Genomic DNA, 14,050 nt, shown 5'->3' with positions numbered 1-14,050 from the left:
TAACTTGGGATTATATCAGTATTTATGCGAAATTTGTCGAACTTTTTTAATAAAATATCAGACATGCATATACATGTCTGATATATATTTTCTATTAGTTTAATAAATATTTAACTCATTGATTTTTTTGTTTGTGGTGATGCTGTGAATCTGCATTTCATTTTCAGAGAATGTGTAAATGAAATCGCCGATGTATATTATTCTTTTTACTTCATAGCCATAGAGATAATTATCACTGTCCATATGTGATATTTTTGTTTTATAACTTATGTTGTCAAGGCTCACGTTGTACACATATGCTCCGTTGAAATCAGTCTTGTAGTTTTCTGCAGTGCTGTTGATCGGAAAAGCCATTATACCTTTATTCAGGGAGAACATCAGTGCCTTGTGGTTGTACAGAAGTTCCGAGTATGTTCCTTGTTCTCCAATAACCTCTGTGAATGTTTCCTTTGGATTTTTTATGTCGGAAACATCAAACAAGGACATTTTGAATCCACCATTTACAATTCCACCCCATTCGCTCACCTTCGTATCATATCCAAACCCAAGTATGTGTTTTTCATCAACAATGTGAAGGTATGTGCTGTAGCCCGGAATTTTCAGCATTCCTGCAGCCCTTGGATTTGAAGGATCAGATGCATCAATTACATAAAGAGGGTCTACTTGCCTGAATGTAACCATGTAAACTCTGTCTCCTGCAAAACGGGTGCTGTAAATTCTTTCCCCTGGAGCAAGACCTTCAAGCTTTCCTTTTAATTTCAAATTCTCATCAAGAATGTACATGTTGTTTTTTGATGTTTCATTCCACACTTCTCCGGTGGTGGTGGCAATTCTTAGCATACCTTCATGCTCATCCATGGAAAATTGGTTTATTATTGTTCCCGGTACCTCACCCTGAGTTGCAACCTTTATATTTCCTTTTTCAAGCTCATATTTGTAAACAACTGTACTTGTTGAATACCCTGGGCTGTAAAGCTCTGTCTGCTTTATGTTGTAATCATATGAATAATCAGCAACAGCTGCATAAAGGCTGCCCTCGGAAACATAAATTGTGTCCGAACCTCCAAGGTACACATCAACATCAGGTTCAACAGATGAATCATTAAGGTTAATTCCTGCAGTGTACATGTATCTTGAATCTATATAGTTTGGAAAATATTTTATATCATCATATGTAAATTCATGTTTTTCATTTTTAAGCACATTAGTATAATAAGGAAGAGACACATCCTGTCTGTCATAGTAAATGTTTAAATACCTTGTTGTAACCATGTACAAATACCCGTTTATTTCTCTTCCTGACAGGTAGTTGCCGTCAAGCAGCAGCTCCCTTTGAAGAACAGGCTTTTCAACATTTGAAATGTCATATACAAGCACATTTGTTCTGTCATCGTAGTAACGTGGCGGCATGATGTAGTCAACAGTCTTGTCTTCAGCCGGAACAGCCGATTTTTCGTATTCCTTCATTATATAATAAAAATTGTTTTGTCCTATGACTACAAGCTTGTTTCCTGAAATGTAAATTTCACTTATGCTTGTGTTTTCCGGAACATTTACAGTTGATACAATCTTAGGGTTTAAGGGGTTTGAATCAATTATCTTGAGTTTTTCGCCTGTTTTTATGTAGATGTATTTTCCATCATTTTTAATTATGTCACCTTCCTGTACTCCCTCAACCTGCACGTTTGTATCTGAATGGTCCTGAGAAGCTCCTGCTTCCTGAGGCACTTGCTGAACTGCTTCTTCCTTGTCTGTTACATTGGAATCTTCTGCTGCAACAAATCTGTCAGTCCACAAATAGCCGTAAAGCTTTGAGTTGTATTCAAGAAGGGCAATGAGATTTTCCTTGGATCCCACAGTCTTTAAAATATTTTTGTTTTCCGGAACAGACGTATTTTTAGTTATATATACTGAATTTGTACTGCCGTCCCATCTTACATCATGTCCAAGATTTTCACTTATGAACCTGAGTGGAGCAAATGTCCTGCTGTTTATCATCATTGTGGATACATCAATATCCTTAATTTCACCATTTACCATAACCTTGTTCTTATTGAGGAGCATTTGTATTTCATTGTTGTCATCTTTTATGACAACTTCCTGAATAGACTTGTTCCAGTCAACTCTGGCTCCAAGTTTTTCAAAAACTCCTCTTAATGGTACAAGGGTTCTTCCTCCTTCAATAAAAGGATTCACATCAAAATCTACTTTTTCATTGTCAACATACACCGTCACGCTGTCCTCCGCAAAAGCTGCAATTGTAAAGCAAAATATAAAGACAACTGACAATATGAAAATTTTCTTCATTAATTTAATTGTATTCATAATGCACCTCCTTAATTATTTATAATATATTAGACGTTTTGAGAATTGTTTTGTTCCTAAATTATATACCATCATTATTAATATATTAAACAAAAATACAAAAAAAGAATGCATGGCATCCTCAGACTATTGACAATCATCAATCTGAGGATGCATTGCATCCTATTTCTTTTAATCTCTGAAAGTGCTGCAGCATGTTTCTTCAGGAACCGATGCATTCCTGCCGTTAACAAGAATGTCTGAAGCATTGCAGTGTTCTGATTTGTTATAAATACATTTCACTGCCTCGCATTTGATTTCTGTGTCGCTTTTGGGCTCACTTACTGAACTTCTTATTCCTGGTTTTTGCTCAATAAAAGTATTGCAGCTAGTAAGGCGGCTTTTTTCGGCTTTTTTTCCGTCAACTTCAATGGAAGGCGCCGTACATCCCTGTCTATTGTTGAAGTAACAGTTTGTAACCGTGCAATTTATTTGTGCCATAATAATCCCCTTTCAATTGATTTTTCTTAGTTTGACCCGCTGAAGGATTATTATGCCTAATTTCCTTAATTTCTGTAATATGCCAGAAGCAAATCAACCATCCTGCCATAACTTTTGACACCGTCGTCCTGGTTGTTTGCCTTAAGATATGCATCATTTATGTTGTTTGAAATTTTAGCAACCTTTGTGTCAAAATTTTTCCAGTAATTCCATGAGAAAATCATGTCATTTTTTACATCTTGAGAATATGTTTCCCTGAGACTTGCATAAGATTCCGGATCTTCTGCATACAGAGAATTCATGCTGTAAGTAAGGGCAAGCATTGTCCCGCTGTATGCAAAATCTTCAAAACCTGAATTTATGCTTGAGAGATAAGCAATGAAATTGGCCTCATCTTCTCTCATGAATCCTCTCAAATGCACCAGTTCGTGAAGCATGGTTGCAGGAATCTGATATGGAGGAATATCAACATTGACGTTGGCTTCGAATGTGAATGGAAAAAACACCCCAGTTATATTCATGTGGGACATTGCCCGGGACATTTTCACAGGCTTTGGTGCAGGATAATTTCCCTTAAGGACACTATACTCTTTTGCAATATTGTCAAAAGAATCTCTTGCTCTTTGGGCAGTGCCGTAATAATTCCGGTCGAAAAGCTCTGCAGTGTTGTTTTCACCTGTTGTAAGATTCGAGCGGAGGCTGTTGGCATCATGAATTAATATTTCACACAAAGCAATGAGCTCTTCCTTTGATGATTCCTTTATTTCAAGTCCGCTGTAAAATGTGAATTCATATCTTGAATAATTGATTCCACAGAAAAGCACAAATAAAAAATAAATAACTGATGCAAAAGACAATATATTTACAGCATATTGCTTGAAAAAATCAGCCGTTTTGTATTTTACTGAGTTTACAATCATTGATAACGTATAAATGATGAGCAGGACAACCACAAAAAGAATTATTATTTCAGCTGCGGATTCAGATGTCTTTGACGAAACAAAACTTATTGTTTCCGCAAATACAGGATATATTTCAACAGCATAATATTCTGCAAAACTCATGTAATATCTTGCATACAAGGTGAGAAAAAGAGAAACAGGAATCAGAAATATAAATGAAATTCTTTTTAAATTCATATTGATCCTTTCTTATACTGTTTTACATACATTATATCATAAATTTATTTTTTATGTATTAATATTTGTTGTTGCGTTTTAAAATAAGGTAAAATTTTATTGTAGTGACGACAAAATAAAAAGGCAGCATAGCTGCCCTTTGAATTATTTTACTTCTATAACTTCATATCCTGCTTCAGTAACCGCATTTGTCAGATCTTCTGTGCTAACTTCCTTTGACAAAGTTACTTCTGCTGTCTTGCTGTTTAAATCCACAACCGCATTGTCAACTCCATCAACATTCTTAAGCGCCTTTTCAACTGCTGCCTTGCAGTGTCCGCAGCTCATTCCTTCAACTGTTAAAATCTTGTTCATTTTATTTCCTCCATTATTGTTTGATTTATTTGTAAAGTCTTTATTAATGACTGAGTCACCCTTTTGATTTTTTGTTTCATTTGTTTCATTTATTTCTTTTGTTCCTTCAAGAGATTCCACAATTCGTACCGGTTTAAAGAACTTAAGCCTCAAGGCATTTGACACAACAGACACTGAACTTAAGCTCATGGCTCCTGCAGCAAACATAGGGTTTAGCTTCCAATTCAAGATTACATAGAACACTCCTGCAGCCAGCGGTATTCCAATTACATTGTAAATAAACGCCCAGAACAAATTTTGCTTAATATTCTTGATTGTTGCCTTGCTCAGCTGCACTGCTGTAACAGCATCCAATAAATCACTTCTTATTAATACTATGTCGGCAGATTCTATGGCAACGTCGGTTCCAGCACCTATGGCAATTCCAACATCAGCTCTTGCAAGAGCAGGAGCATCGTTTATGCCGTCTCCAATCATTGCAACTTTTCTTCCCTGTTCCTGAATTTTTCTTATTTCTCTTTCCTTGTCCTGAGGAAGAACTTCCGCTATTGCTCTTGATATTCCCAGCTGTTTTCTTATGGCTTCAGCTGTTTTTTTGTTGTCTCCCGTGAGCATTACAACTTCGATTCCCATTGCTTCAAATTCTTGAATTGCTTTTTTGCTTGTTTTCTTAACAACGTCAGCAACAGCAATTATTCCAAGAACATTCTTTTCATCGGCAAAATAAAGAGGTGTTTTTCCTTCTTCTGCAAGTTTCTCACTTTTTTCACCAAAGCCGTTTATATTGATTTTCTGCTCATTTAAAAGTCTTAAATTGCCCAGGTAATAATTTTTTCCGTTTATTTCGGCTTCAAGTCCCTGTCCGGGAAGCGCCTGGAAATTCTTAACCTGGTAAAGCTCAAGGTTTCTGTTTTTTGCTTCTTCAACTATTGCATCTGCAAGAGGATGTTCTGATCCTTTTTCAGCTGATGCTGCTATTTTAAGCATTTCTGTCTCACTTATGCCGTTTGTTACCATGTCTGTGACTCTTGGCTTACCTTCAGTTATAGTTCCTGTCTTATCCATTACCACTGTCTGTATCTGATGAGCAATTTCCAGTGCTTCTGCAGACTTTATAAGAATTCCGTTTTCAGCTCCCTTGCCTGTTCCGACCATTATTGCCGTCGGTGTTGCTAAACCAAGTGCACATGGGCAGGAAATTACCAGCACAGCAATTCCTATGGACAATGCAAATTCAAATGTTGCTCCAAGAACCAGCCACACAATTGTAGCTAATACTGCTATGGTAATTACAACCGGAACAAATATGCTGCTTATTTTATCTGCAAGCTTTGATATGGGAGCCTTGGAAGAACTTGCTTCCTCAACAAGCCTTATGATTTGAGACAATGTTGTATCATCACCCACATTTTGCGCCTCAAACTTAAAATATCCGGATTTGTTTATGCTTGCTCCTATAACCTTGTCTCCTGCTTTTTTCTCCACAGGAATGCTTTCTCCTGTGAGCATGGATTCATCAAGAGATGAGTTTCCAAATGTGATTATTCCATCAACAGGAACTGACTGTCCAGGTTTAACTACTATAATATCACCCTTAACAACTTCCTCAACCGGTATTTCTTCTTCAATTCCGTTTCTTTCAACAAGGGCAGTCTTAGGAGACAAATCCATGAGTTTTTTAATGGCATCTGATGTTCTTCCCTTTGCCCTAGCCTCAAGGAATTTACCAAGAGTAATAAGTGCAAGTATTATGGCAGCTGATTCAAAATATAAGTCCATGGAATATTTCATTACCATTTCCATGTCCATGTGTCCCAGTCCATAGCCTATTTTATATATGGCAAAGACACCGTATCCAATGGCAGCTGTCGTACCTATGGCAATGAGTGAATCCATGTTTGGAGATCCTTTGAACAATGTCTTAAAGCCCACTGTATAATACTTCTTGTTAGTTATCATTACAGGTAGAGCCAGGAGAAACTGAGTAAAAGCAAAAGTCATTGCATTTTTATCACCATGAAATATGCTAGGCAGCGGCCATTCAAACATGTGCCCCATGGCCAGGTAAAGAAGCGGTATTGAAAATGCAAATGAAATTGCAAGCCTCTTTTTCATATCCTTAAATTCAGCCTGAGCATCTGTTTTTTTGTCATCAGATTTTGCAGCAGATTTTTTTGTGTCTGCAACATTTGCTCCATATCCTGTATCAACAACAACCTTTATAATGTCATTTTCCTTTAATACACTTTCGTCATACTTGACTGTCATGCTGTTGCTTAACAAGTTTACATTTACTTCTTTGATTCCTTCAGTCTTGTTTATATTTTTTTCAATCCTTGCAGAACATGCTGAACATGTCATGCCGGTCACATTAAATTTTTGTGATTTCATTTTATCTCCTTTACTTTGATACTTTATTTAAAAGTGAAATAATTTCGTCTATTTTTTCTTCTTCATTACCTTCCATAAATGCCTGCTTAACACACATTTCCATATGGGACTTAAGTATTTCGTTGTTTGCCTTTCTTAAAATTGATTGAACAGCAAGTATCTGATTTGAAATATCTATACAGTATCTATCTTCTTCAACCATTTTCATTATTCCATCCATTTGACCTGCCGCTGTTTTTAATAAACGGTTTATTTTTACCTTATCAGCTTTCATATCTACCTCCTGCACACCCCCTACCCGGGGGGTGTCTTTATAGTAACTCTGTCTTGCATTTTTGTCAATATGTTTTTTAAATATTTTTTATGTTAAAATTTTACATCAAAATTATAGAAATTTTATGAAGATATGATTAAAAACATCTTGTATTATCTTCCAATATCTTGGAATTGCTGTTATAATTGTTAGTATACTGTATTTACTTCAAAATATTAATGAAAGCAGGTTTATTATGGACAGAAAATTTATAGAAAGTCTTGATGTGAATTTCCCAAAACTGGGATTCGGCTGCATGCGTTTTCCTGTAAAAGACGGTAAAATTGACTTTAACCAGGCAAGAGAGCTTATTCGTCATGCTATGGACAATGGCTTAAATTATTTTGACACAGCTTACAATTATCACAGCGGAGAATCTCAGGAGTTTCTTGGAAAGGTTCTTAAGGAGTTTAAAAGAGAAAACTACTACCTGACAAACAAACTGCCTGTATGGAAAATCAAGGAAGAAAAAGATGCAGAAGAGCTTTTCAATGAGCAGCTTGAAAAATGCAATACGGAATATTTTGATTTTTATCTTCTTCATTCATTGAACAAAAATACTATAGAGACCGTGGAAAAATTCAATCTTTACAATTTCATCAAGAAAAAGAAGGATGAAGGCAAAATTAAAAATATTGGTTTTTCATACCATGACAGCAATGATATTTTAGAAAAGTTTGTATCTTCTCACAAATGGGACTTCGTCCAGCTTCAGATAAACTATTGGGACTGGACTGAATATGATGCAAAAGGAGCATATGAAATACTTGAAAAACACAACATACCGTGCTTTGTAATGGAACCTGTAAGAGGAGGTTTTCTGGCTTCCTTTGCACCTTCGGCCATGAAACATATTAAATCCTACAATTCTGAAAAATCTGCAGCTTCATGGGCATTGAGATGGGTTGCATCATTACCAAATGTAGCTATAATCCTAAGCGGAATGTCAAACATGGAACAGCTTGAAGACAACATGAACACATTCACAGACTTAAAAACATTAAATGATGAAGAATATAACGTTATTGACAAAGTTGTTGAGGAACTGAGAAAAATCAAGCCGGTTCCCTGCACAGGATGCCGTTACTGCATGGACTGCTCATTTGGCGTTGACATACCTGGGATTTTTGAAATTTATAACGATTACAAAAAATCTGAAAACAAAGACATAGCTGCAAGAAGCTACTTCCTGTTCACCTCTGAAGAAGCAAGAGCCGACAAGTGTCAGAAATGCGGTGAATGCATGACCAAGTGTCCTCAGCAAATCAACATACCTGAAGAACTTGAAAAAATTCACGAAGAAATGCTAAAGTTAAAATAAATATAAGGTGCAGAAGCAGCCAGCTAAATATAGCTGACTGTTTCTGCGCCTTCATTTTTTATAATCATTTTTAAATGAGATAAAAGCTCGTTTGACGGTCTTATAAAATTATGAGACATTTTATCAAGCCCTAAACATTCATACTTTTCTTCTGCAAAATTATGATATGGCAGAAGCTCTATTTTTGGGTTTTTGATATTTTCCTTAACAAACACAGCTGTTTCTTTAATGTTTTTATCATCAGAATTTACACCCTCTATTACAGGTATTCTCACAACAATGGGAACATCCAGTTCGCTCATTTTTTTAATGTTTTCCAGTATCTTTTTATTGCTTTTTCCTGTGTATAATTCATGTTTCTTTTCATCCATGTGCTTTATATCAACAAATATCAAATCCAGTCTTGCTAAAATATCCTTTACTTCATCAAAATAAAAATAACCTGATGTTTCAATGGCCATATGAACAGCCTTATCATAAAGGCTGTTCACTAAAATTCTTAACATATGCTGTTGTAGGGTTGCCTCGCCACCTGAAAATGTAACGCCTCCATTGGAATACCTGTAAAAAATCTCCTGACTTTTTATTATTTCAAGTATTTCTCTGTCTGAATACATTCTGACAAGTCTTTTCTTGCTGTTTGTAGGGCAACTTTCCACACATATGCCACAAGAAATACACTTTTTTCTTTGTCCCGGACTGTTTAAATCAATCATAACTCCACCTGGGCACAACTGTGCACATTTGCCGCAGGAAATACATGTTTCCTTGTTGAATGAAACTCGCTTAAAATCCAGTGTACTTTCAGGATTAGCGCACCATTTGCAATTCAATGGACATCCGGCAAAAAATATAACAGTCCTTATACCATCTCCGTCATTGACAGAAAAATTTTGAGGTTCCATAAAATATCCGTTCATACATTCTACAACCATTAATTAAAATTTGTCATGAGCATTTCTTGCAATGATTGCATCCTGCATACTTCTTGACAAATTTACAAATTGAGTGCTGTAGCCTGCAACACGAACAAGCAGGTCCTTGTAATTTTCAGGATGTTTTTGTGCATCTAAAAGCGTTTCAGTGGAAACAGTATTGAACTGAACATGAAATGCACCGAGCGCAAAAAATGCCTGTATCATGCTGCCCAGATTGCTTTGTCCTCTCTTTGTCTTCACAAGATCTTCGCTTAGTCTTAAATTGAGAAGAGTTCCTCCTGAATGAACATCCTGATTCAATCTTGCTGCAGAACGCATTGCCGCCAATGGAGTTGATGTATCTGATCCTGCAAAAGGAGATACTCCTTCAGAAAGAGGCTCACGTGATTTTCTTCCACAGGGGGTTGCCCCTACTACCTTTCCTGCAGGCAGGTAATTTGATATTCCCATAAATGCAGTATTGAAATTGTTTCCGTTAATGTCCTTGTACCTGTGGCTTTCCTTGTAATAATGGTTTGCTATATTTACAGCAATATCATCAACATAATTTATATTGTTGCCATACTTTGAAACACTCAATGCTTTTTGTCTCAGCTCTTCATATCCTTCCCAGTCTGCATCAATTGCATTAATTAGTGTTTCAATGTCCGTGCATTTTTCTTCATATACTAGCTTTTTAATTGCAGCCAGAGAATTTGCCGTAACAGCCAGTCCTATGCCTGTAAGTACAGGGCCTAAATTGTACTTTGCACCTGCATCAACCAAGTCCACCCCTTCATCTATACAATTTTCTATGCAGGATGACAAGAAGGGCCTTGGCACCATTTCTTTATGAAGATTTTGTGCAACCAGCGTTGAAATTACCGAATGTTTAATTAAATTGTCAAATTGCCTGTAAAAAGCCTCTTCAATTTCTTCATAACTTGTAAATGTCTTTGGTTCTTTTTCATCAACACCCATTTTTTCACCGGTTATTCTGCTGCAGCCCTTATTGAGAGCAAATTCCAAAGCAGCTGTAATATTTATATTAACAGCCGATGTCCACTCTCCTGTTTTTCTGAAATGAGGAACCACACAGCCGCAGTTGTTCCAATCCCTGGCATCTTCAGGCTCATAGCCGGCATTTATGAGCATCTGATAACCTGCCTGGTCGCTGTGTATGGCAGGAAATCCCGTGCCCTTGCTAACAAGGTGAGTTACTGCATCCAGAAATTCTCTTGGACAGTCCTGATGTATCCTCACGCTTAAGCCAGGCTGATGTGTCTTTACATTTTCTGTAGCTTCAAGAGCCATGTATGACAGCTCATTTACGGCATCCTTTCCGTCTCTGGTCTTTCCGCCGATTGTAAGATTTTGAAACTGGTTGTATCCTGCAAAAAACTCTGCAGTATTTGCAGAAATGGTCCACACCCACTCTGAAAGTTTTAACCACAGTGCTTCAATGAGCTCTTGAATCTGTTCCTTATTCATGATGTTATTTTCAATATCAGATTTATAATATGGATACATGAACTGGTCAAACCTTCCTACATTAAGGGCAAGAGGATTTTCCGACAAAATTCCGCCCAGCTGTGTGAACCATACAAACTGTATTGCTTCATGAAATGTTGAAGGTGGATTTTCAGGAACCTTGGAGCATACTTCGGCAACTTTCTTCAGTTCATTTTTTCTGTCTTCATTTGTTTCGCTGTCTGCCAATTCTGAAGCCTTTTGCGAATATCTTTTTGCAAGTGAAATGATTCCTTCAGATGTTAAAATTACTGACTGATAAAATTCTTTTTTCTTCAGGTTTTCGGCAGAAACTTCATTTAATTTTTCCATGTGTTTCTTAGCCTCTGTTATGATTCCTCCGAATCCCTTTTTAAAAAGAACATCCTGGTAATCAGGAGTGATTTCCCCCACTGCCTGCCTCCACTTGGAATCATTGTCAACAATTCCAGTGTCTACTGCAACTTTTGCAGTATCTTCCGGAAGCCTTGACAAAAATGATTCTTCCAGTGATTTTCCCTTCCAGTAAGGAAAAATATTTTTCCTGACATATTCTCTTTGTTCATCTGTCATTACATATGGGTCCTGTACCCTTTTGTCAAAGTTGTCCATTTCTCTGTCAACCCATGTCCATGAAAATTCCGGCGTCAAAATTCCGCACTTCCTGAATTCTCCCACAGCACCTACAATAATTTCGCCGTCAAATATTTCCACATCCAGCTGCTGGCATGTATCTTTGAAGGCCTTTGCCCTTCTTATGGGAATTGATTCTCCTTCTGTTTTTTTGTGAGATTCTGTCCAGATTCTTGCTCTTTCATATGAAATTGCAGTCTTGGAATTGATGTAATTTTGTCTTGCATCTTCAATTCTTTTTGTTAACATAAAACCTCCATAATGTGATAGCATTTGTTGTGCGTTATAGCGCACTATATGGTTAAAATTAAACCAGAATAAAATTCTGGCTGTTAATACTTGACTATATTTTGAAAAACAACTTCCTTGCCGTATGGATTGCTGTATGTGTGTATTTTGTCTGCTCTGAAATTAAATGCAGCAGGCGATTCAAGAACATGAGTTTTGTCGTCAACGGTAATGTCTAATTTTCCTTCAGTTACCACAACATATTCAACGGTTGATGACTTGTGGGGCTGTGACACATGATGTGCTCCGGGAAGCAGTTTTATATAAAAATATTCAAATCCTGTAATAGGATCAAAGGGAAATACATTGTACAAAATCATTTTATCTTCTGATTCATAAACAGGTTCAATTTCATTTATGTTTATAGTCTCATTGTTTTCATTGCTTGTGCTTAACAATTCAGAAAAAGATATTTTAAGCCCTGTTGAGATTTTCCACAATGTAGATATTGTAGGCGTTGACTCTGCCCTCTCTATCTGTCCCAGCATTGCCTTGCTTACTCCTGTCAGATTTGAAGTTTCATCCAGTGTCAAACCCTTTTCAAATCTTGTTTTCTTAAGTGTATTGCTTATATTTATCAATGGATCGTTCAATTTTAAACCTTCCTGTTTTTTTCTACATTATATAATATTTCAAAATTAATTGCAATAAAAAGTACACTAAATTGCACAACATGCGTTATATTGTTTATATGTCTTCAATTCTTAATTCTTAACTCTTAATTCTTAATTGCTTTTACAGGCATATTATTATATGAATACAAAATTAGGGGTATTTTATGAAAAATGAAAAATTAATTATAGGTACACTGGTCCTCACAGCTGCTACTACCATTGTGAGAATTGTCGGCATGGCATTTCGCATTTACCTTGCCAATGTGCTTGGAGCTGTAGGAATAGGTCTGTATCAGCTTATTTTATCTGTTTATTTTCTTATGGTAACTCTTGCAACATCGGGAATCAGAGTAGCTGTGTCACGGCTCATATCAGAAGAATTGTCCCTTGGAAGATACTCTAATGCAAAAAAAGTTCTCAGCCAGTCAATTTTTCTTTCGCTTATTACAGGAATTGCATCTGCATTTCTTCTTTATTATTTTGCAAACGACATAGGTGCTGAGTTTTTAAATGATCAAAGAACCGTGCTGGCTTTATTGTACCTGGCTCCAAGCCTTCCGTTCATTGCTGTGTCTTCCTGCTATAAAGGATATTTTTTCGCACTTGGAAAAGTTGTTAAGCCTTCCATAGTGCAAGTGGTTGAACAGCTTGTACGCATTGCTGTCATCTTTTCCATTATGGATCTTTTCCTTCCAAGAGGCATCGAGTACGGCTGTGCTGCCGTTTCCATAGGCATGACTGTGGAAGAATTGTTTTCTCTAATCATCACATGGTTTTTCTACATATTTGACAAGAAGCCTTACTCCGGAAAAACATTCAAAAAGGCAGACAACATGATTTTTAAAATCCTGAAAATTTCGGTACCTCTGTCCGGAACATCATACTTGAATTCCATCTTAAGAACCGTTGAAAATGCAATGATACCTGCAAGGCTTCTCTTGTATGGCATTTCTACAGAAGCTGCCATGAGTCTGTACGGAATGATAAAGGGTATGGTTCTTCCTCTTTTGTTTTTTCCTTCATCATTTTTAACGTCTCTTTCCTCCATACTCATACCATCAGTGGCAGGAGACAATGCTCTGTCAAATGAAAAAAAAGTGTCATCAACACTGTCAAAGGTTCTTCATTTCACAGCAATTTCAGGCATATTGGTTGTAAGCGTATTTGTAGCTTTTCCTACAGAAATAGCCATGGCTGTATACAATGATACTCAAGTAGGGCTGCTGCTCAAACTGATATCATTTGTATGTCCTTTCATGTATCTTAACATGGTTATATCATCCATGCTTAACGCATTGGATGAACAAGTGAGCTCATTTAAAATAAACATTGTTGAATCTGTTTTGAAAATTTCCATAATATATTTTTTGGTTCCTGTTTATGGTTTTGATGCATATTTGTTTGCATTGTTCCTTACAACAATATTAAACACTTTTCTTTACCTTGCTAAACTTCTTAAAGTGTCATGTATTGTTTTTGATATTTCAAACTGGATTTTTAAGCCCTTAGCTGCAGCCTTCATTTCAGGTTTTTCTTCCAGAGTATTGTTTAAAATGTTTGTTCAAAACTCACACAACAACATATTTTCTCTGGTGTCAGCAATAGCCATACTTCTTCTTTTGTACCTCATGGGCCTTATAGTATTCAAAAGCATTCATATTTCGTCACTTAAGGATTTAAAAAAGTCAATGTAAACAATAGTTTAAAACTAGATGAAGTTCAACATATTGCCAATAAATCCAAAGCATATTTATCTCATTACTCCA

10 protein-coding genes are annotated in these 14,050 nt (G+C 36.4%); 2 read left to right on the top strand and 8 right to left on the bottom strand.

The genetic code is table 11. The features are described 5' to 3' along the window. Positions 1–99: 99 nt before the first annotated feature. From LY60_RS15225 to LY60_RS15205, 5 genes are all read right to left on the bottom strand, one after another. Complete coding sequence (locus LY60_RS15225) at positions 100–2,325, bottom strand: beta-propeller domain-containing protein (protein ID WP_145085824.1); 2,226 nt, start codon at positions 2,323–2,325, stop codon at positions 100–102. Between the two features lie 171 nt (positions 2,326–2,496). Next, positions 2,497–2,805 (bottom strand): DUF1540 domain-containing protein, encoded by a 309-nt coding sequence (locus LY60_RS15220; RefSeq protein ID WP_145085821.1) that lies wholly within the window; start codon positions 2,803–2,805, stop codon positions 2,497–2,499. Positions 2,806–2,870: 65 nt separating this feature from the next. After that, positions 2,871–3,944, bottom strand: a complete 1,074-nt coding sequence (locus LY60_RS15215; RefSeq protein WP_145085818.1) for a DUF3810 domain-containing protein — start codon at positions 3,942–3,944, stop codon at positions 2,871–2,873. Positions 3,945–4,088: 144 nt separating this feature from the next. Beyond that, positions 4,089–6,689, bottom strand: coding sequence for a heavy metal translocating P-type ATPase (locus LY60_RS15210; protein WP_145085815.1), 2,601 nt, complete (start codon positions 6,687–6,689; stop codon positions 4,089–4,091). A 10-nt stretch (positions 6,690–6,699) separates the two neighbouring features. Further along, positions 6,700–6,963 (bottom strand): metal-sensing transcriptional repressor, encoded by a 264-nt coding sequence (locus LY60_RS15205; RefSeq protein WP_019227326.1) that lies wholly within the window; start codon positions 6,961–6,963, stop codon positions 6,700–6,702. Between the two features lie 235 nt (positions 6,964–7,198). Here LY60_RS15205 and LY60_RS15200 point away from each other — a divergent pair, with 235 nt between their 5' ends. Continuing rightward, positions 7,199–8,323, top strand: coding sequence for an aldo/keto reductase (locus LY60_RS15200; protein WP_145085812.1), 1,125 nt, complete (start codon positions 7,199–7,201; stop codon positions 8,321–8,323). Between the two features lie 23 nt (positions 8,324–8,346). Here LY60_RS15200 and LY60_RS15195 read toward each other — a convergent pair whose 3' ends face one another. The 3 genes from LY60_RS15195 to LY60_RS15185 all read right to left on the bottom strand — a co-directional run bounded on the left by LY60_RS15195 (position 8,347) and on the right by LY60_RS15185 (position 12,263). Next, the gene (locus LY60_RS15195) at positions 8,347–9,243 is read right to left on the bottom strand and encodes a glycyl-radical enzyme activating protein (protein WP_145085809.1); all 897 of its coding nucleotides are present in this window, start codon (positions 9,241–9,243) and stop codon (positions 8,347–8,349) included. Between the two features lie 18 nt (positions 9,244–9,261). Further along, on the bottom strand, positions 9,262–11,631 hold the full coding sequence (locus LY60_RS15190; protein WP_145085806.1) for a glycyl radical protein: 2,370 nt from the start codon (positions 11,629–11,631) through the stop codon (positions 9,262–9,264). 83 nt (positions 11,632–11,714) lie between these two features. Further along, complete coding sequence (locus LY60_RS15185; RefSeq protein WP_145085803.1) at positions 11,715–12,263, bottom strand: helix-turn-helix domain-containing protein; 549 nt, start codon at positions 12,261–12,263, stop codon at positions 11,715–11,717. 185 nt (positions 12,264–12,448) lie between these two features. Between LY60_RS15185 and LY60_RS15180 the strand changes: the two genes are divergently transcribed. Continuing rightward, complete coding sequence (locus tag LY60_RS15180; protein ID WP_145085800.1) at positions 12,449–13,978, top strand: putative polysaccharide biosynthesis protein; 1,530 nt, start codon at positions 12,449–12,451, stop codon at positions 13,976–13,978. Positions 13,979–14,050 lie beyond the last annotated feature (72 nt).

The sequence above is a fragment of the Sedimentibacter saalensis genome, from assembly GCF_007830175.1.
Classification (GTDB): domain Bacteria; phylum Bacillota; class Clostridia; order Tissierellales; family Sedimentibacteraceae; genus Sedimentibacter; species Sedimentibacter saalensis.
The sequence above is the reverse complement of the archived record's forward strand: the minus strand, read 5'-3'. Positions and strand labels throughout refer to the sequence as shown.

Excerpts from the sequence above, each read along its gene's own strand:
- LY60_RS15225 (WP_145085824.1), bottom strand. The coding sequence starts at position 2,325 with ATGAATACAATTAAATTAATGAAGAAAATTTTCATATTGTCAGTTGTC.
- LY60_RS15200 (WP_145085812.1), top strand. The coding sequence starts at position 7,199 with ATGGACAGAAAATTTATAGAAAGTCTTGATGTGAATTTCCCAAAACTG.
- LY60_RS15220 (WP_145085821.1), bottom strand. The coding sequence starts at position 2,805 with ATGGCACAAATAAATTGCACGGTTACAAACTGTTACTTCAACAATAGA.
- LY60_RS15210 (WP_145085815.1), bottom strand. The coding sequence starts at position 6,689 with ATGAAATCACAAAAATTTAATGTGACCGGCATGACATGTTCAGCATGT.
- LY60_RS15180 (WP_145085800.1), top strand. The coding sequence starts at position 12,449 with ATGAAAAATGAAAAATTAATTATAGGTACACTGGTCCTCACAGCTGCT.
- LY60_RS15215 (WP_145085818.1), bottom strand. The coding sequence starts at position 3,944 with ATGAATTTAAAAAGAATTTCATTTATATTTCTGATTCCTGTTTCTCTT.
- LY60_RS15190 (WP_145085806.1), bottom strand. The coding sequence starts at position 11,631 with ATGTTAACAAAAAGAATTGAAGATGCAAGACAAAATTACATCAATTCC.
- LY60_RS15205 (WP_019227326.1), bottom strand. The coding sequence starts at position 6,963 with ATGAAAGCTGATAAGGTAAAAATAAACCGTTTATTAAAAACAGCGGCA.
- LY60_RS15195 (WP_145085809.1), bottom strand. The coding sequence starts at position 9,243 with ATGAACGGATATTTTATGGAACCTCAAAATTTTTCTGTCAATGACGGA.